This window comes from Streptomyces sp. NPDC001880, from assembly GCF_053594575.1.
This window is the reverse complement of sequence record NZ_JBSFET010000111.1, coordinates 1-16,591: the sequence shown is the minus strand read 5'-3', so window position 1 is coordinate 16,591 and position 16,591 is coordinate 1. Positions and strand designations below refer to the sequence as shown.

General features: G+C 70.8%; 18 protein-coding genes, 3 tRNA genes and 2 pseudogenes. 6 read left to right on the top strand and 17 right to left on the bottom strand.

Translation table 11 applies throughout. The features are described 5' to 3' along the window. From ACWCQ6_RS32025 to ACWCQ6_RS32010, 4 genes and pseudogenes are all read right to left on the bottom strand, one after another. Positions 1 to 106 (bottom strand): annotated as a pseudogene (locus tag ACWCQ6_RS32025) (MaoC family dehydratase); the annotation flags it as partial. A gap of 104 nt (positions 107 to 210) precedes the next feature. Then, positions 211 to 375, bottom strand: a complete 165-nt coding sequence (rpmG, locus tag ACWCQ6_RS32020; protein ID WP_003956487.1) for a 50S ribosomal protein L33 — start codon at positions 373 to 375, stop codon at positions 211 to 213. Positions 376 to 464: 89 nt separating this feature from the next. Then, a tRNA-Met gene (locus tag ACWCQ6_RS32015) sits at positions 465 to 537 on the bottom strand. A gap of 46 nt (positions 538 to 583) precedes the next feature. Beyond that, a tRNA-Thr gene (locus ACWCQ6_RS32010) sits at positions 584 to 656 on the bottom strand. A 301-nt stretch (positions 657 to 957) separates the two neighbouring features. Between ACWCQ6_RS32010 and ACWCQ6_RS32005 the strand changes: the two genes are divergently transcribed. Together ACWCQ6_RS32005 and ACWCQ6_RS32000 are read left to right on the top strand one after the other, a co-directional pair. Next, positions 958 to 2,259: an amidohydrolase family protein gene (locus ACWCQ6_RS32005; RefSeq protein WP_451095200.1), complete on the top strand. Its 1,302-nt coding sequence runs from the start codon at positions 958 to 960 to the stop codon at positions 2,257 to 2,259. Positions 2,260 to 2,293: 34 nt separating this feature from the next. Then, complete coding sequence (locus tag ACWCQ6_RS32000) at positions 2,294 to 2,950, top strand: SDR family oxidoreductase (RefSeq protein WP_451095198.1); 657 nt, start codon at positions 2,294 to 2,296, stop codon at positions 2,948 to 2,950. Positions 2,951 to 2,971: 21 nt separating this feature from the next. Here ACWCQ6_RS32000 and ACWCQ6_RS31995 read toward each other — a convergent pair whose 3' ends face one another. Next, a complete protein-coding gene (locus tag ACWCQ6_RS31995; protein WP_451095196.1) occupies positions 2,972 to 3,421 on the bottom strand; it encodes a DUF523 domain-containing protein in 450 nt (149 codons plus the stop codon). Between the two features lie 62 nt (positions 3,422 to 3,483). Next, positions 3,484 to 3,565: transfer RNA gene (locus tag ACWCQ6_RS31990), tRNA-Tyr, on the bottom strand. 376 nt (positions 3,566 to 3,941) lie between these two features. Between ACWCQ6_RS31990 and ACWCQ6_RS31985 the strand changes: the two genes are divergently transcribed. The 3 genes from ACWCQ6_RS31985 to ACWCQ6_RS31975 all read left to right on the top strand — a co-directional run bounded on the left by ACWCQ6_RS31985 (position 3,942) and on the right by ACWCQ6_RS31975 (position 5,801). Continuing rightward, the gene (locus ACWCQ6_RS31985; protein ID WP_451095194.1) at positions 3,942 to 4,430 is read left to right on the top strand and encodes a YajQ family cyclic di-GMP-binding protein; all 489 of its coding nucleotides are present in this window, start codon (positions 3,942 to 3,944) and stop codon (positions 4,428 to 4,430) included. Between the two features lie 158 nt (positions 4,431 to 4,588). Continuing rightward, positions 4,589 to 5,089, top strand: a complete 501-nt coding sequence (locus ACWCQ6_RS31980; RefSeq protein ID WP_451095192.1) for a methylated-DNA--[protein]-cysteine S-methyltransferase — start codon at positions 4,589 to 4,591, stop codon at positions 5,087 to 5,089. A 1-nt stretch (position 5,090) separates the two neighbouring features. Then, positions 5,091 to 5,801, top strand: coding sequence for an alpha-ketoglutarate-dependent dioxygenase AlkB family protein (locus tag ACWCQ6_RS31975; RefSeq protein WP_451095190.1), 711 nt, complete (start codon positions 5,091 to 5,093; stop codon positions 5,799 to 5,801). Here ACWCQ6_RS31975 and ACWCQ6_RS31970 read toward each other — a convergent pair. Further along, complete coding sequence (locus ACWCQ6_RS31970) at positions 5,762 to 6,034, bottom strand: GlsB/YeaQ/YmgE family stress response membrane protein (protein WP_451095188.1); 273 nt, start codon at positions 6,032 to 6,034, stop codon at positions 5,762 to 5,764. The two genes, ACWCQ6_RS31975 and ACWCQ6_RS31970, sit on opposite strands and share 40 nt — an antisense overlap. Before the next feature lie 303 nt (positions 6,035 to 6,337). Here ACWCQ6_RS31970 and ACWCQ6_RS31965 point away from each other — a divergent pair, with 303 nt between their 5' ends. After that, positions 6,338 to 6,739, top strand: a complete 402-nt coding sequence (locus ACWCQ6_RS31965) for a YccF domain-containing protein (RefSeq protein ID WP_451095186.1) — start codon at positions 6,338 to 6,340, stop codon at positions 6,737 to 6,739. 62 nt (positions 6,740 to 6,801) lie between these two features. On the opposite strand, the gene htpX is transcribed toward ACWCQ6_RS31965, so the two are convergent. The 10 genes and pseudogenes from htpX to ACWCQ6_RS31915 form a co-directional block, all read right to left on the bottom strand. Then, on the bottom strand, positions 6,802 to 7,665 hold the full coding sequence (htpX, locus tag ACWCQ6_RS31960) for a zinc metalloprotease HtpX (protein WP_451095184.1): 864 nt from the start codon (positions 7,663 to 7,665) through the stop codon (positions 6,802 to 6,804). Positions 7,666 to 7,880: 215 nt separating this feature from the next. Beyond that, positions 7,881 to 8,336, bottom strand: a complete 456-nt coding sequence (locus ACWCQ6_RS31955; protein WP_451095182.1) for an MscL family protein — start codon at positions 8,334 to 8,336, stop codon at positions 7,881 to 7,883. A gap of 93 nt (positions 8,337 to 8,429) precedes the next feature. Next, the gene (locus tag ACWCQ6_RS31950; protein WP_451095204.1) at positions 8,430 to 10,055 is read right to left on the bottom strand and encodes an NADH-quinone oxidoreductase subunit N; all 1,626 of its coding nucleotides are present in this window, start codon (positions 10,053 to 10,055) and stop codon (positions 8,430 to 8,432) included. Between the two features lie 11 nt (positions 10,056 to 10,066). Further along, complete coding sequence (locus ACWCQ6_RS31945; RefSeq protein ID WP_451095202.1) at positions 10,067 to 11,614, bottom strand: complex I subunit 4 family protein; 1,548 nt, start codon at positions 11,612 to 11,614, stop codon at positions 10,067 to 10,069. A 27-nt stretch (positions 11,615 to 11,641) separates the two neighbouring features. Next, positions 11,642 to 13,687, bottom strand: a complete 2,046-nt coding sequence (locus ACWCQ6_RS31940) for an NADH-quinone oxidoreductase subunit 5 family protein (protein WP_451095180.1) — start codon at positions 13,685 to 13,687, stop codon at positions 11,642 to 11,644. Beyond that, a complete protein-coding gene (gene nuoK / locus ACWCQ6_RS31935; protein ID WP_451095178.1) occupies positions 13,684 to 14,085 on the bottom strand; it encodes an NADH-quinone oxidoreductase subunit NuoK in 402 nt (133 codons plus the stop codon). The genes ACWCQ6_RS31940 and nuoK overlap by 4 nt, the downstream gene beginning before the upstream one ends. Further along, positions 14,085 to 14,639 carry an NADH-quinone oxidoreductase subunit J family protein gene (locus tag ACWCQ6_RS31930; protein WP_451095176.1) on the bottom strand — a complete coding sequence of 185 codons (555 nt, stop codon included), beginning with the start codon at positions 14,637 to 14,639 and terminating at the stop codon, positions 14,085 to 14,087. The genes nuoK and ACWCQ6_RS31930 overlap by 1 nt, the downstream gene beginning before the upstream one ends. Further along, positions 14,636 to 15,253, bottom strand: a complete 618-nt coding sequence (locus ACWCQ6_RS31925) for a NuoI/complex I 23 kDa subunit family protein (RefSeq protein ID WP_451095174.1) — start codon at positions 15,251 to 15,253, stop codon at positions 14,636 to 14,638. The genes ACWCQ6_RS31930 and ACWCQ6_RS31925 overlap by 4 nt, the downstream gene beginning before the upstream one ends. After that, on the bottom strand, positions 15,253 to 16,221 hold the full coding sequence (locus tag ACWCQ6_RS31920; RefSeq protein WP_451095172.1) for a complex I subunit 1/NuoH family protein: 969 nt from the start codon (positions 16,219 to 16,221) through the stop codon (positions 15,253 to 15,255). The genes ACWCQ6_RS31925 and ACWCQ6_RS31920 overlap by 1 nt, the downstream gene beginning before the upstream one ends. Then, positions 16,218 to 16,591 (bottom strand): annotated as a pseudogene (locus tag ACWCQ6_RS31915) (NADH-quinone oxidoreductase subunit C); the annotation flags it as partial. The gene ACWCQ6_RS31920 and the pseudogene ACWCQ6_RS31915, both read right to left, overlap by 4 nt.

Below are 16,591 nucleotides of genomic sequence, written 5' to 3'. Positions count from 1 at the left end.
TCGGGTCGCCCACCGCCTCGGCGAACTCGCGGATCTTCTCCCGGCCGACTTCGTACGGCGGGGTGGGCGGATAGGTCCGCCCGACGAAGGACTGGTCGAGCGCCATGGGCTCGCTACCTCCTGGTGAAAGATGAACAGGCCGAAGAACAGCCTTCATACAACGACACGAGGCCGCCCCCCAAAGGGGACGGCCTCGTGTACGAGCCTGATTCAGCGCGTTTCGCGGTGCGCGGTGTGCGAGTTGCAGCGCGGGCAGTGCTTCTTCATCTCAAGACGGTCCGGGTTGTTGCGCCGGTTCTTCTTGGTGATGTAGTTCCGCTCCTTGCACTCCACGCAGGCCAGCGTGATCTTCGGGCGGACGTCGGTGGCAGCCACGTGAGTGCTCCTTGGACGGACGGATGGACGGATGAACGCAAAAAAGAGTAGCCGATCGAAGGACCGACCCCACAATCGGCTACCGTAAGTAGCGGTGACCGGACTTGAACCGGTGACACAGCGATTATGAGCCGCTTGCTCTACCGACTGAGCTACACCGCTTTGATGAATGAGTCCCCCCGCCGAAGCGGGGTTTCCCTATCACCAGAGCCCCAATGCGGAATCGAACCGCAGACCTTCTCCTTACCATGGAGACGCTCTACCGACTGAGCTATTGGGGCGAGCGATGAAGACATTACACGGTCTGTCGCCGATCGCCCAAATCCATTTCGGAGCCCCGCCCACCGGCCTCGATCGGCGCCCCGCCGCTCCCCCGGCCGACGGGCCCCGGGACTGCCCGCCGGCCGCCTGAGCAGCGCCTCGGTCTGCGCACGGGGCACCGCCGCCACAGCCGCACATCCCCGCCCCGCACGTCCACAGGGCCACACCGGTACGACTATTTCGCTCCTCCTCGAACCCGGCCGAACACGCCCCTAGGCTCGACTCACTCTGCGTGATCTTGTCCCCTTTCCCTGGAGCGCGATGCCGGACAGACAGCCGTGGCAGCCGGACGACCACGCCGCCGACGCGGCCGGGCCGAGCAGCAGCCCCGAGACCGCCGCCCCGGCCGGGACCGGCCTGATGCTCTGCGGCGCCCGTCTCACCGACGGCCGCGTCGTGGACGTACGGCTCGGCGGCGGCCGGATCGAGGCCGTCGGTACCGCGGGCAGCCTGACCACACCCGGTCCGCGGCTGGACCTGCGGGGCTATCTGCTGCTTCCCGCCCCCGTCGACCCCCACGCCCACAGCGACACCGCGCTCACCGCCGGCGACACCGGCCCCGACGCCCCCGGACCGGTGTCGCACCGCCCGGAGGACATCCGTCGCCGCGCCACCGAGGCCGCCCTGCTGCAGCTCGGCCACGGCGCCACGGCGCTGCGCTCGCACGTGCGGATCGGGGACGTCCAGGGCCTCGCCGCGCTCGAAGCCGTGCTCCAGGCGCGCCGCTCGTTGCGCGGTCTGGCCGATCTGACCACGGTCGCCGTGCCCCGGCTGCTCACCGGCGTCGCGGGCGCCGGCAACCTGGCCATGCTGCGCGACGCGGTGAAGATGGGGGCCGACGCGGTCGGCGGCTGCCCGGACCTCGATCCGGACCCGGCGGGCTACGCGGAGGCCGTCCTGGAGATCGCCGCCGAGCAGGGCTGCCCGGTCGATCTGCACACGGACGGGGACGATCCGGCCCGGCTCGGCCGGCTGGCCGCCATGGCCGGAGGTCTGCGGCCCGACGTCTGTCTCGGCCCGTGCGCCGGCCTCTCCCAACTCCCCCCGCAGGCCGCGGGCCGCGCCGCCGACCAGCTGGCCGCGGCCGGGGTGACGGTCATCTGCCTCCCGCAGGGCGGTTGTTGCGGCGTGGAGGACCGAGGCACCGCGCCCGTACGGCTGCTGCGCGCCGCCGGGGTGCGGGTCGCGGCGGGCAGCGGGGCGCTGCGGGACGTCGCGAACCCCGTGGGCCGCGGCGACCCCCTGGAGGCCGCCTACCTGCTCGCCTCGCAGCACGGACTGCCCGCCACCCAGGCGTACGAGGCGGTGTCCTCGGTCGCCAGGGCGGCGACGGGACTGCCCGGGGTCAGGGTCGAGGCGGGCTTCCCGGCCGAGCTGCTGGCCGTGCGCGGGGAGCAGCTCCCGGGCGTGCTCTCGCTCGCGTACAGCCGGATCGTGGTGCATCGCGGCCAGGTGGTGGCGCGGACGAGCGCGGTGCGCGAGTACTGCGAATCCGAGACCGTCGTCGCCCTCGATCTGCCCCGGCAGGGAAGGCCGGATTCCGGTCCGTGCGGCGGGCCCTGAGCGTGGTGGGCCGTCGCGGCGTACGGTCGTGAGCATGCGCATTGTCATCGCAGGTGGACATGGTCAGATCGCGCTGCGGCTGGAGCGGCTGCTCGCCGCGCGCGGGGACGAAGCCGTGGGCATCATCCGCAATCCGGACCAGGGCGAGGACCTCCGGGCGGCGGGTGTCGAGCCGGTGGTCCTGGATCTCGAATCCGCCTCCGTGGAGGAGGTGGCGCAGGTGCTGCAGGGCGCCGACGCGGTGGTCTTCGCGGCCGGCGCGGGCCCGAACAGCGGCGCGGCACGCAAGGAGACGGTGGACCGCGGCGCGGCGGTGCTGTTCGCGGACGCGGCGGAACGGGCGGGGGTACGGCGCTGCGTCGTGGTCTCGTCGATGGGCGCCGACCCCGACCATCCGGGCGCCGAGGTCTTCGACGCGTATCTGCGGGCCAAGGGCACCGCGGACGCGTATGTGCGCTCCAGGCCGGCGCTCGACTGGACGATCCTGCGCCCCGGCATGCTGACGAACGACGCGGGCACGGGGTCGGTCCTGCTGACGGCGTCGACCGGGCGGGGGCCGGTGCCGCGCGACGACGTGGCGGCGGCGCTGGTGGAGCTGCTGGACACCCCGGCGACGGCGGGGCTGACGCTGGAGCTGATCTCGGGGAACGTGCCGGTGTCGGTCGCGGTGAAGGACATCGCGGGGAACTGACCGGGCGGGCGCCCTGAGGAGTCAGGCGCCCGGCGCCGGGCGGACGGTGATGCCGTGGCGCTCCAGCAGCGCGGCGGTGACGCCGTCGCCCTCGCGGAGCGCGCCCGTGAACGTACCGTCGTAGACCGTTCCGCGCCCGCAGGAAGGGCTGCGCGCCATCAGCAGCGCCTCGGTGCAGCCGGTCCGGCGCGCGGCTTCCAGGGCCCGTTCCGCGCCGTCCACGAACTCCTCCGTCACGTCGTGCCCGGTGTCGTCGACGACACGGGCACGGCCGTCCAGCACGTCGTGGCCGTCGCCGCCGGTGATCTCGGCGGGGCGGCGCGGGGTGGGGAGTCCGGCGGAGACCTCGGGGCAGAAGGCCACCGGGCGGCGGTCGCCGATGGCCACGGTCACTGCATCGGAGGCCTTGCCACGGCCGTCGAAGCGGCAGGGCACTCCCTGCAGACAGGCGCTGACCAGTACGGATTCCATGTTCACGGCCCCTCGCAGCAGAAACAAAGAAGGCCCCTGTCTGAGACAGGGGCCTTACCATGTGGCGGCGCCAGGGTTCGAACCTGGGTAGGCTGAGCCGGCAGATTTACAGTCTGCTCCCTTTGGCCACTCGGGCACACCGCCGGGAATCGCTGCCGTGAGAACCACTTTTCGGCGGTGCTCCTTGGCAACGACGTAAACGATACCCGATGCCCGGGGGTGCTCCGCCACCGGATTGATCAGCGGCCCGATGGGCACGGGTGGCCAAGGACCGTCCCGTCATCCCGGTGGATCAGCGTGCGGCGTCGGATGTGGTGCGTCGCGAGGCGCAGGGACGGCCCGAATACTGGATGCACCAGGGCGTTCCGGCCACGAGGCCAGGTGCCGTGGCAGACGCTGCACGCCCGCCGGGGACTGCGGGACAGCCCTTAGGCTTTGATCGGCGTCGCGGGGCCGGCAGGCCCGCCGCCGTCCGTATGCACCCCCGTTTCCGCATCCCCGATACAAGGAGCCACACGTCATGGCCGACTCCAGTTTCGACATCGTCTCGAAGGTCGAGCGGCAGGAGGTCGACAACGCCCTCAACCAGGCCGCCAAGGAAATCTCGCAGCGTTACGACTTCAAGGGCACCAACGCCTCGATCGCCTGGTCCGGCGAGAAGATCCTGATGGAGGCGAACGGCGAGGAGCGGGTCAAGGCGATCCTCGACATCTTCCAGTCCAAGCTGATCAAGCGCGGCATCTCGCTGAAGTCGCTGGACGCGGGCGAGCCGCAACTGTCCGGCAAGGAGTACAAGATCTTCGCCACCATCGAGGAGGGCATCTCCCAGGAGAACGCCAAGAAGGTGGCGAAGATCATTCGCGACGAGGGCCCCAAGGGCGTCAAGGCCCAGGTCCAGGGCGACGAGCTGCGGGTCAGCTCGAAGAGCCGGGACGACCTGCAGGCCGTGCAGGCGCTGCTGAAGGGCAAGGACTTCGATTTCGCCGTGCAGTTCGTGAACTACCGGTAGGTCCCGCCCCTTCGGCGTGCGGAGTGGGAGGCGCCGCTCCGCACGCCGGGTGCGATGTCCGAAAGCCGCCGGTGATACCGGGGCGGGGAACGCAGACTTGTCCATGTCGGGCGACGATCCGGTCGGTTCCGGCGTGACGTGCAGGAGAGGGACGAGTCATGACCATGTACGCAACGGTCGACAGCCCGCTGGGTGAACTGCTGCTGGTCGGTGAGGAGGCCACCGGCGGGACGGCACTCGCCTCGCTCTCGCTGCCCGGCCAGAAGGGCGCCGCGGTCGTCCAGGACGGGTGGGTCCACGCACCGGAGGCCTTCGCGGGGATCGCCGCCCAGCTGCGGGAGTACTTCGCGGGGCGGCTGACCCGCTTCGACATCACGTACGCGGACGGCGTGGGCACCGCATTCCAGCGCCGGGTGTGGGCCGCCCTGGACACCGTCCCGTACGGGGAGACCGTGTCGTACGGCGAGATCGCCGACCGCGTCGGCACCGCGGCGGCGGGGGTACGGGCCGTGGGGACGGCGATCGGGCGCAATCCTCTGCTGATCGTACGGCCGTGCCACCGGGTGATCGGCGCGGACGGGGCGCTGCGGGGTTACGCGGGCGGTCTGGAGCGCAAGGAGCGGCTCCTGGGGCTGGAAGGCGCCCTGGCGGTGCGCTGAGATGTCCGGGCTCTTCCCGAGACCTCGCGCCGTCGTCGCGCCGGGGGCCGTGCATGTGCCCGAATGGCTGCCGCCGGAACGGCAGCGGGAGTTGGTGGCGGCCTGCCGGGAGTGGGCGCGCGGACCCGTGCCGCTGCGGCACACGGTCCTGCCGGGCGGCGGGGTGATGTCCGTGCAGACGGTATGCGTGGGCTGGCACTGGCAGCCGTACCGCTATTCACGCACGGCCGACGACGTGAACGGTGCGCGGGTGGCCGAATTCCCCGACTGGCTGGCGGAGCTGGGGCGCGAGGCGCTGACGGCGGCGTACGGGGACGAGAGCCCGGTACGGACGTACGCGCCGGACACCGCGCTCGTCAACTTCTACGACGGGGCGGCGCGGATGGGCATGCACCAGGACAAGGAGGAGCGGTCCGGCGCTCCGGTGGTGTCGCTCAGCATCGGCGACAGCTGCGTCTTCCGCTTCGGCAACACGGAGAACCGCGGAAAGCCCTGGACGGACGTCGAGTTGGCCTCCGGCGATCTGTTCGTCTTCGGCGGGCCGTCCCGTTTCGCGTTCCACGGCGTGCCGAAGGTCTTTCCCGGGACCGCCGATCCCGCGTCGGGGATGAGCCGCGGCCGGCTCAATGTGACCTTGCGCGAGACCGGGTCGGGCGCCTTCGGCGACGGGCGTCAGCGGCGTTCGCGGGAGTTCCCGAACAGCAGCCGGTAGGCGATCAGCAGGACCAGCGAACCGCCGATGGCGGCTACCCAAGTGGCCATGTCGAAGAAGTCGTTGGAAATGGAGCGGTCCAGGAAGCGCGACGATATCCAGCCGCCGAGGAAGGCGCCGACGATCCCTATGAGGGTGGTGCCGATCAGGCCGCCCGGGTCGCGGCCCGGGAGCAGGACCTTGGCGATGACTCCGGCCACCAGCCCGAGAATGATCCATCCGATAATGCTCATGCCTGCGAACCTACCCGTCACTCGTTCCTGGAATCCAAGACGTTTCCGCCGGTGACGTGGTTGCGCGCGGCGCCCCCGGAGGCCTGGAGGGGGTGGTCCTCCCGGTGCGGGCGGTCTTCTCGGCGGTTGCGGGCAACTGCTCGGTGCCGTTCCTGCGTTCATGGTGAATGACGGCACTGACAGTCGGGTCCGGCCGGCGGGCGGTCACTCCAGGGGCCCGCTCCGGTTACTCCTGTCCGTGACCCGGGCTGATACTGACCATGCAGGGCGACGACGGGCAACACCCCCGGAAGGCGAGTGACCATGAAGCTCATACAGCTGATCCTGAACGTTCTGTGGGTGGTGTTCTGCGGGTTCTGGATGGCTCTCGGCTACCTCGTCGCCGCGATCATCTGCTTCGTGCTGATCGTGACGATTCCGTTCGGCATCGCGTCCCTGAGGATCGCCGGTTATGTGCTGTGGCCGTTCGGGCGGACGACGGTGGAACGGCCCGACGCGGGTGCGCCGTCCTGTGTGGGCAATGTGATCTGGCTCGTCTTCGCCGGGTGGTGGCTGGCGCTGGGGCATCTGATCACCAGCATCCCGCTGTTCCTGTCGATCATCGGTATCCCCTTCGGCTGGGCGAACCTGAAGATGATCCCGATCTCGCTGATGCCGCTGGGCCGCGAGGTGGTCCCGAGCGACGAGGCCTTCGGCGCCCGTTGAACGACGCGAGTGGCCCCGGACGAGGAGTCCGGGGCCACTCGTACACGTCTCGGCGAGGGGCTTCAGCGGCGGGGGCCCGCCATCTGCTCCAGCCGGGCGATGCGCTCGGCCATGGGCGGGTGTGTCGAGAACAGTTTGGACATGCCCTGGCCTGGGCGGAACGGGTTCGCGATCATCATGTGGCTCGCGGTCTCGATCCTCGGCTCCGGGGGCAGCGGGAGCTGTTTCGTTCCTGCGTCGAGCTTGCGCAGGGCACTGGCCAGGGCCAGCGGATCGCCGGTCAGCTGGGAGCCGGAGGCGTCCGCCTCGTACTCCCGGGAGCGGCTGACGGCCAGTTGGATGACGGAGGCCGCGACCGGGCCGAGGATCATGATCAGGAGCATCCCGAGGAACCCCGGACCGTCGTCGTCGTTGGACCGGCCCGCCGGGATCAGCCAGGCGAAATTGACCAGGAACATGACGACGGAGGCGAGCGCTCCGGCCACGGACGAGATCAGGATGTCCCGGTTGTAGACATGGCTGAGCTCGTGTCCCAGGACGCCGCGCAGCTCCCGCTCGTCCAGAATCCGCAGGATGCCCTCGGTGCAGCAGACCGCGGCGTTGCGCGGGTTGCGGCCGGTGGCGAAGGCGTTGGGTGCCTGCGTCGGGGAGATGTAGAGCCGGGGCATGGGCTGGCGGGCGGCGGTGGAGAGCTCGCGGACCATGCGGTAGAGCTGTGGCGCCTCGAACTCGCTGACGGGGCGGGCCCGCATGGCTCTGAGCGCCAGTTTGTCGCTGTTCCAGTACGCGTAGGCGTTGGTGCCGACGGCTACGAAGAGCGCGACGATCAGGCCTGTACGTCCGAAAAAGCTTCCGATGACGATGATGAGTGCGGACAGGCCCCCGAGGAGTACGGCGGTTCTCAGCCCGTTGTGCCGGCGGTGCACGGTACGCCCTCCAAGTGGTGCGGCAGGGGAACCCTTTGCTTGGTGGTCTCCACTTCCTCAGTGGAGCCTCCCGTACAGGTCAACGCCAGGCGAGAAGAGCTAGTTCCCTTGCGCGTGCCGCCGCGGGACCGGCCTGTCCGGCACGTGTGTGCCGGGTCGGGCTCTGGGCCGTACGGGTCAGTGGCCGTGCGCGTACCGGTCCGGTGCCCGGTGGCTCAGCGCTGGGCGGGAAGGCCGGCGATCCCCAGGGCCTCGGGGTCCGGCTTGATTTCGCTGGTGCAGTGGGCGCAGCGGGAGGCGATGGCCGGGATCTCGGTGTAGCAGCGGGGGCAGTCGCGCACGGCGGCCTTGATGTCGAACTTCTCCGCCTTGGCGAAACGGCTCTGGACCTTCGCCATGGGAACCACGACGCCGAAGTAGAGCACGGCGGCGGTGATCAGGAACGCGATGACGGCGGCAAGGAACTTCCCGTACGGGAAGAAGGTGCCGTCGATCGAGAACTGCGCCTTGCTGAAGTCGCCGACCGATCCGGTGGCGAGGCCGATCAGCGGGGTGATGAAGGCCGTGCTGAAGCCGGTGACGACTGCGGTGAACGCCGATCCCACGGCCAGTCCGATGGCCATGGAGATGATGTTTCCGCGCAGGATGAAGTCCTTGAAGCCGTTCAGCACCGCTCTTGCTCCTCTGGGATGCGTACGTGTGGGGGTGTGCGGGCAAGACCATGCCCTGTACGCACCGTTCCGGGCAAACCGATCTTCGGTATGTCAGAAGAGATTGACGGCGGCGAACCTGAGGACCGCCTGTGGGGCGCCCGAGAGCACCACGCCGGCGGCGGCGGTGAGCGCGATCACGACGGTGACGGAGGCCGGGGCTCCATACCTGGTGGGGGTGCGTACGGCACCTTCCGCCGGGGTCTCTTCGCGGGCCGTCGCCCTGGCTTCTTCCGAGGTCTCCTCCGGGGCGCGGAAGAGCGTCGCGGTCCACTGGAGGTAGTAGTAGAGCGCGATCACGACGTTGACGGCCATGACGACGGCGAGCCAGCCCAGTCCGGCGTCGACGGCCGCGGAGAAGACCGTGACCTTGGCGAAGAGGCCGATGATGCCGGGCGGCAGGCCTGCCAGGCAGAGCAGGAAGAAGGCCATCGCCAGGGCGGCGAGCGGGCGGGTGGCGTACAGGCCCCGGTAGTCGGTGATCCGGTTGCCGGGGCTGGTGCGGGCGACCAGGGCGGCGACCGCGAAGGCCCCGAGGTTCACCACGGCGTACATGAGGGCGTACGCGACGGTGGAGCCGATGTGCTCGTCGCTGGAGTACGCGGCGGAGGCGATCGGCACCAGGAGGTAGCCGGCCTGGGCGACGGACGACCAGGCGAGCAGGCGCACCGCGCTGCGGGCCCGGCCGGGGCTCTGGCGCAGGGCGGCGACGTTGCCGGTCGTCATGGTGAGCGCGGCGAGTACGGCCAGGGCCGGTCCCCAGATGTCGGCGTACGCCGGGAACGCGATCACGGTGACGAGGATGAGGCCGGAGAAGCCGACCGCCTTGCCGACGACCGAGAGGTAGGCGGCGACCGGCAGGGGGGCGCCGACGTAGGTGTCGGGGACCCAGAAGTGGAAGGGCGCGGCGGCCGTCTTGAACGCGAAACCGACCAGGGTGAGGGCGACGCCCGCCTTGGCGAGGGTGTCGAACTGGCCGGGTACGTCGTCGAGCCGGGCGGCGATCTCGGTGAGGTGCAGGCTGCCGGTGGTCGCGTACACGAAGCTGACGCCGAGCAGCATGACGGCGGTCGCGACGACGGAGGAGAGGAAGAACTTCAGGGCGGCCTCGGAGGACCGCCGGTCGCCGCGCTTGATGCCGACGAGCGCGAAGGCGGGCAGCGAGGCGACTTCGAGGGCGACGACGAGGGTGGCGAGGTCGCGGGCGGCGGGCAGCAGTGCGGCGCCGGACGCGGAGGACAGCAGCAGGAACCAGAACTCGCCGGCGGGGAGCCTTCGGGCGTCGCCGAGCGAGAGCAGCGCGGTGAGCAGCGCGCCGCCGAGCACGAGGGCCTGGATGACCAGGGCGAAGTGGTCGGCGGTGTAACTGCAGGCGCCGACGGAGCCGGGTCCGGTGGCGGCCTCGTTGAGGCAGAAGGTGGAGTGGTTGCCGTCGCGCAGCGGGACGAGGAGGGCCAGGGCGGCGACGAGGCCGGCGACGGTCAGCGCGCCGAGGAGCGGCTTGCGCCGCTCGGGCAGGAAGAGGTCGGCGACCAGGACGATCAGGGCCATGGCCGCGACGACGGCCGGAGGCGCGATCGCGAGCCAGTCGACGGACTGGATGAGGCTGGTGGTGTTCTCGGCCGCGGTGGTGACGAGGTCCGGGGCGGCGGCGCCCGGGGTGACGACGGCGGGGGTCACGACGGCGGGGGTCACGACTTGCCTCCTGCGAGGAGCTTCTGCACGGCCGGGTCGGTGAGGCCGAGGAGGACGGCGGGCCACAGACCGGCGAGGACGGTGAGCGCGACGAGCGGGGTCCAGGCGGCGAACTCGTACGTCTGGACATCGGCGAGCTGCGGCTCCTCGCGCTTCTCGCCCATGCAGACCCGGCGCACGACCATGAGCATGTACGCGGCGGTGAGCAGGGTGCCGAACGCGGCGATCGACATGAAGGTGAGGAAGGCGGGCCGGCTGAGGCCGTCGGCGGGGTCGAAGGAGCCGAACAGGGCGAGCATCTCGCCCCAGAATCCGGCGAGGCCCGGCAGCCCCAGGGAGGCGACGGCGGCGAAGGCGAGGAGGCCGCCGAGGCGGGGTGCCCGGCCGTAGAGCGCGGCTCCGGTGGCTCCGGAGAGGGTGTCGAGGTCGGCGGTGCCGTACCGGTCCTTGACCGCTCCGACCAGGAAGAACAGCAGGCCGGTGATGAGGCCGTGGGCGATGTTGGCGAAGAGCGCGCCATTGACTCCGGTGGGGGTCATGCTCGCGATGCCGAGGAGCACGAAGCCCATGTGCCCGACGGAGGAGTACGCGATCAGGCGCTTGAGGTCGCCCTTGGAACCGGGGCGGACCAGCGCCAGGCAGGCCAGCGATCCGTAGATGATGCCGACGACCGCGAAGGCGGCGAGGTAGGGCGCGAAGGTGTGCATCCCGTCGGGGGTGATGGGGAGCAGGATGCGGACGAATCCGTAGGTGCCCATCTTCAGCAGGACGCCCGCGAGGAGCACCGAGCCGACGGTCGGGGCCGCGGTGTGGGCGTCCGGCAGCCAGCTGTGCAGCGGCCACATCGGGGTCTTCACGGCGAGCCCGATGCCGATCGCCAGAACGGCGATGACCTGCACGGACGTGGTGAGCCCACGGCCGTTGTCAGTGGCGAGTGCCACCATGTCGAAGGTGCCGCTCTTCAGTCCGACGAGGAGCAGGCCCAGCAGCATGACGACCGAGCCGAGCAGCGTGTAGAGGATGAATTTCCAGGCGGCGGCCTGCCTCTGCGCACCGCCCCAGCGGGCGATGAGGAAGTACATCGGGATGAGCACCATCTCGAACGCCAGGAAGAACAGCAGCAGGTCGAGGACGGCGAAGGTCGCGAGGGTGCCGGACTCCAGGACGAGCAGGAGAGCGACGAATGCCTTCGGGGAGGGGCCCGCGGGCGGCTTGAAGTAGCTGTGGAGCGCGCAGAGGAAGGTCAGCAGCGCGGTCAGTACGAGAAGGGGGAGCGAGATGCCGTCGATGCCGAGATGGATGCGGACGTCGAGCGCCGGGATCCAGCTGATGTCGGTGGTGGCCTGCATCTTCGACGGGTGGTCGTGGTCGAAGCCCGCGGCGAGGACGATCGCGGCGACGAGGACCGCGCCGGTGACGGTCACGCCGTGGCGGAGCACGGCCTGGTCGGGGCTGGTTCCCTTCAGTCCCGGCGGGGCCGGGAGCAGAGCGGCCACGGCGCCGACGAGCGGGATGACGACGATGAACGCGAGAAGGAACTGCATCACGGATTCACTGATATCGATCACGGCTCACGACCCGGCGTTGACGTTGGCGAAGACGACGGCGGCGATCGCCAGGACCAGCGAACCGGCGAGCAGTGCGCTGAGGTAGGTCTGCACGTTGCCGGTCTGGGCGCGGCGGACGGCGGTGCCGAGCCCGCGTGCGACGGCTGCGGAGCCGCGTACATAGGTGTCGACGACCTCGCGGTCCAGGAAGCGGACGAGGCTCGCCGCGGCCCGGACGGGGCGGACGAACAGCGCCGTGTACAGGGCGTCGAGGTGGAAGCCGGCGGCCGCGTGGTGGTGGAGCGGGCCGAGCAGCAGGCGGCCCGGGTCGGCCGGGTCGGGGGCGTCCCCGTCGGCTCCGTAGGCGGCGGTGTGTGCCGTCATGGCCTGGGCCTCGAGGAGAGCGGGTTCGGCGTCGGGGTGGGCGACGACGGTGCCGACGGGGGTGCGGGCGGCGAGCGCCGAGGTGTGGCGCCAGGCGCCGTAGGTGACGAGGCCGCCGACGAGGCCGACGCCCGTGGAGAGGACGGCGGTGGTGACGGTCGGGGTGAGGCCGTGGCCGTCGAACCAGTCGGTGATCGCACCGACGGTCAGGCCGAAGGCGATGGTGGGGACGGCGAGGACCCAGAGGACGGCGGTCATCGCGACGGGCTGCCTGCCGTGGTCGGGGGCCTCGGCGCCGCGGCCCCGGAAGGCGAGGAGCCAGAGGCGGGTGGCGTACGCGGCGGTGAGGGCGGCGGCGAGCAGTCCGGCGACGAGTACGGTCCAGCCGGCGGCGGCCGGGGCGACGTGCCGGTCCCCGAGCGCGGTGTGCTCGGCGGCGACGAGGACGGCTTCCTTGGAGAAGAAGCCGGCGAACGGGGGGATGGCGGCGAGCGCGAGCAGGGCGACGGTCATCGTCCAGTAGGCGTCCGGGATGCGCTTCGTCAGGCCGCCCATGCGGGACATGGCGGCCAGCGAGTTGGTCCCGGCGGCGTGGATGACGACGCCGGCCGCGAGGAAGAGGACGGCCTTGAACGCGCCGTGGGACAGGAGGTGGAAGACGGCGGCCCCGCGGTCGCCGACGGCCAGGGCACCGGCCATGTAGCCGAGCTGGCCGATCGTCGAGTAGGCGAGGACCCGCTTGATGTCGTCCTGGGCGAGGGCGGCCAGTCCCGAGCCGATCATCGTGATCGCCGCCATGACGGCGAGTACGACGAGGGCCGCGCCGGACTGGGCGAAGACGGGGAGGAGCCGGGCCACGAAGTAGATGCCGGCGGCGACCATCGTCGCGGCGTGGATGAGCGCGGATACGGGGGTGGGGCCGGCCATCGCGTCGGGCAGCCAGGTGTGCAGGGGGAACTGCGCGGACTTTCCGGCGACGCCCGCGAGGAGCAGCAGGGCGATGAGGGTGGGGTGGTCCAGGCCGCCGTTGGCGACGGCGTCCAGGACGCCGGTGATGCGGAAGGTCCCGGTGTCGGCGGCGAGCGCGAACAGACCGATCAGGAAGGGGATGTCGCCGAGCTTGGTGACCAGGAAGGCCTTGAGGGAGGCGGCGCGGGCTTCGGGCGTCTCCCAGTAGTGGCCGACGAGGAAGTACGAGCAGATGCCCATGATCTCCCAGCCGACCAGCAGCACCATCAGGTCGCCCGAGTAGACGACGAGCAGCATCGCGGAGGTGAAGAGGGAGACGAGGGCCGCGTACGAGGGGTAGCGGGGGTCGTTGCGCAGATAGGCGGTCGAGTAGATCTGTACGCAGCTCGCGACGAGCCCGACCAGGACGGCGACGAGGACCGCGAAGCCGTCGAGGTGCAGGGCGAGGTCGATCGGGACCGAGCCGGTGGGGGTGAGCTGGGTCGCGGCGTCGATGGCCCGGCCGCCGCCCTGGCGTGCGGCGACGACGGCCGCGAGGAAGGCGGCGGCGAGCGTGGGCAGTACGGCGAGGGGCCGTACGAAGCCGGGGGCGAAGAGAAGCGCGCGAAGCCCCTTCTCGGGGCGGCGGCGGGAGACGGGCGGGCCTAGCAGGAGACCGGCCGCGGCGCCCAGGAACGGAAGGAGGGGGACGAGGACGGCGAGGGTCGTGGTGGTCACGCGGTGGCCTCTGCCTTCTTTGCCTTCCCTGCCGCAGCAGTGGCCTGGTCTTCGGTGCCGGACCCGTCGTCCGGGAGGGCTTCGGCGGCGTCGGTCTCGGCGGTGTCGCGGAGGCGGTCGATGTCCGAGCTGCCGCGGTTGCGGTACACGGCGAGGACGATCGCCAGGCCGATGCCGATCTCCGCCGCCGCGATGGCAATGGTGAAGAGGGTGAGGGCCTGGCCGGAGTGCAGGGTGTCGCGGAGCCAGACGTCGAAGGCGACCAGGTTGAGGTTGACGGCGTTGAGCATCAGCTCGACGGACATCAGGACCAGGATCGCGTTGCGCCGGGCGAGCACTCCGTACAGCCCGGTGCAGAAGAGGAGGGCGGCGAGCACGGCGGGATAGGCGAGGTGCATCAGCTCTGCTCCTTACCGCGCTTGCGGGACAGGACGATCGCGCCGACGAGGGCGGCGAGCAGCAGGACGGAGAGTGCTTCGAACGGCAGCACCCAGTGCCGGAAGAGGAAGGAGCCGGTCACCTCGGTCGAGCCCTGGGCGGGTCCGTCCAGGTCGATCCAGGTGGTGCGGAAGGCATCGACGACGACCCAGACGAGCGCACCCGCGGAGGCGGCCGCCACGGCGAGGGCCGCCCAGCGGTTGCCCGAGTCGGCGTCCGGGGAGCGGCCGATGGGGGCCTTGGTGAGCATCAGCCCGAAGAGCAGGAGGACGACCACGGAGCCGACGTAGATCAGTACCTGCACCCAGGCGATGAACTCCGCGGTGAGCAGGAGGTACTCGACGGCGAGGCCCCCGAGCGCCACGACCAGCCAGAGGGCGGCGTGCACCAGCTGCTTGGTCGTGACGGTGACGAGGGCAGCGCCGAGGGTGGCGATGCCGACGAGGACGAAGGCGATCTCGACCCCGGTCGGGGAGAGGAAGCCGGAGTGGGCCGCGGTGGCTGCGAGTGTCACTCCTCCCCCTCCGCTTCCCTCTGGTTCTGCTGGGCTTCCTGGGCCTGTTGGGCCTGCTGCGCTTCCTGGGCCTCCTGGGCTTCCCGGGCGCGCTGGGCTTCGAGTTTCTCCGCCGTCTTGCGGGCCGCGGCGATCTCCTTCGGCTCCTCGGCACCCGGGTCGAGCGCGGGCGGTTCCGGCACCGTCCACATCCATTCGCGGAGCTTGTCGCGCTCATGGGTGAGTTCGAGGATGTCCGTCTCCGCGTACTCGAACTCCGGCGACCAGAACAGCGCGTCGAAAGGACACACCTCGATGCAGATACCGCAGTACATGCAGAGCGAGAAGTCGATGGCGAAGCGGTCGAGGACGTTGCGGCTGCGCTCGCGGCCGCCCGGGGTGGCGGCGGGCACCGTCTCCTTGTGGGAGTCGATGTAGATGCACCAGTCGGGGCACTCTCGGGCGCAGAGCATGCAGACCGTGCAGTTCTCCTCGAACAGCGCGATGACGCCCCGGGAGCGGGGCGGGAGTTCGGGCTGGACGTCCGGGTACTGCGCGGTGACCGTCTTCCTGGTCATCGTCCGCAGGGTGACGGCCAGGCCCTTGGCCAGTCCGGAGCCGGGAATCGGAGGCATTAACCGATCGCCACCTTCACGATGCCGGTGAGCGCGATCTGCGCGAGAGCGAGCGGGATGAGCGTGGTCCAGGCGAGCTTCTGCAGCTGGTCCTCGCGGAGCCGGGGGTAGGACACCCGCAGCCAGATGACGACGAAGGCGAGGACGGCGGTCTTGAGGAGCGTCCAGACCCAGCCGAGTCCGTCGGCACCGAACGGGCCGTGCCAGCCACCGAGGAAGAGCACGGTGGTCAGCCCGCACAGCACGACGATGCCCGCGTACTCGGCGAGCAGGAACAGGGCGAAGCGCAGACCGGTGTACTCGGTGTACGCGCCGAAGATGATCTCCGAGTCGGCGACCGGCATGTCGAACGGCGGGCGCTGCAGCTCGGCGAGTCCGGCCACGAAGAAGACCAGTGCGCCGACGATCTGCCAAGGCAGCCACCACCACTCGAAGGCGTCGAGGATGCCCGGGAGGGAGACGGTGCCGGCCGCCATCGCGACGGAGGCGGCGGCGAGCAGCATCGGCAGCTCGTACGCGAGCAGCTGGGCGGCGGTACGCAGGCCCCCGAGCAGGGAGAACTTGTTCGCCGATGCCCAGCCGGCCATCAGTGAACCGAGCACTCCCACGCCCATGACGGCGAGCACGAAGAAGATGCCCGCGTCGACGACCTGGCCGACCGCGCCCTCACCGGGACCGATCGGGATCGCGACGAGTACGAGAAGGTACGGGAGCAGCGCGACGGCCGGCGCGAGCTGGAAGATCCGGCGGTCGGCCCCGGCCGGGACGATGTCTTCCTTCTGCGCGAATTTCACACCGTCCGCGACGAGCTGGGCCCAGCCGTGGAAGCCGCCCGCGTACATGGGGCCGAGGCGGCCCTGCATATGGGCCATCACCTTGTGCTCGGTCTGTCCGACGACGAGCGGGAGGACCATGAACACGGCGAAGACGATGACGAGGCGGAGGGCGACGTCCAGTACGTCGTTCACGCGGTATCGCCTCCGGCGGGTCGGTCGGGGGTGGTGTCGGGATCAGTGGTGGTGTCGGGGCCAGGCGTGGGGCCGGCGTCCGTGTCGGTGTCCGTGTCGAAGGCCGGGCGGGCGTGGTGCCACGGGGCGTCGCTGGTTCCGGGACTCGGCTCCGCCGTCCCGGGGGCCGTGCCCGGCTCGGCGCCCGTTCCGGCATCCGCCCCCGGCTCCGGCTGCGAAGTCTTCGGCCGCTGGCTCACCGAGCCCTGGGAGGCGCTACGGGTGCGGCGCGGAGTCGTGGTCCGGGGCGCCGGCTCGGCGCCCGTCCCCGGCTCCGTGCCCGCGTCCGGGGCTGCCGCCGCCTCCGCCGTCCGCTGGGCGGCCGAGCCCT

What these genes read in the sequence shown, in the direction of transcription:
- ACWCQ6_RS31925 (WP_451095174.1), bottom strand. Translation starts at nt 15,253, where the DNA reads ATGCCTCCGATTCCCGGCTCCGGACTGGCCAAGGGCCTGGCCGTCACC.
- ACWCQ6_RS31995 (WP_451095196.1), bottom strand. Translation starts at nt 3,421, where the DNA reads ATGGAATCCGTACTGGTCAGCGCCTGTCTGCAGGGAGTGCCCTGCCGC.
- ACWCQ6_RS32000 (WP_451095198.1), top strand. Translation starts at nt 2,294, where the DNA reads ATGCGCATTGTCATCGCAGGTGGACATGGTCAGATCGCGCTGCGGCTG.
- ACWCQ6_RS31975 (WP_451095190.1), top strand. Translation starts at nt 5,091, where the DNA reads ATGTCCGGGCTCTTCCCGAGACCTCGCGCCGTCGTCGCGCCGGGGGCC.
- ACWCQ6_RS32005 (WP_451095200.1), top strand. Translation starts at nt 958, where the DNA reads ATGCCGGACAGACAGCCGTGGCAGCCGGACGACCACGCCGCCGACGCG.
- ACWCQ6_RS31970 (WP_451095188.1), bottom strand. Translation starts at nt 6,034, where the DNA reads ATGAGCATTATCGGATGGATCATTCTCGGGCTGGTGGCCGGAGTCATC.
- ACWCQ6_RS31965 (WP_451095186.1), top strand. Translation starts at nt 6,338, where the DNA reads ATGAAGCTCATACAGCTGATCCTGAACGTTCTGTGGGTGGTGTTCTGC.
- ACWCQ6_RS31985 (WP_451095194.1), top strand. Translation starts at nt 3,942, where the DNA reads ATGGCCGACTCCAGTTTCGACATCGTCTCGAAGGTCGAGCGGCAGGAG.
- ACWCQ6_RS31980 (WP_451095192.1), top strand. Translation starts at nt 4,589, where the DNA reads ATGACCATGTACGCAACGGTCGACAGCCCGCTGGGTGAACTGCTGCTG.
- nuoK (WP_451095178.1), bottom strand. Translation starts at nt 14,085, where the DNA reads ATGCACCTCGCCTATCCCGCCGTGCTCGCCGCCCTCCTCTTCTGCACC.
- ACWCQ6_RS31945 (WP_451095202.1), bottom strand. Translation starts at nt 11,614, where the DNA reads ATGCAGTTCCTTCTCGCGTTCATCGTCGTCATCCCGCTCGTCGGCGCC.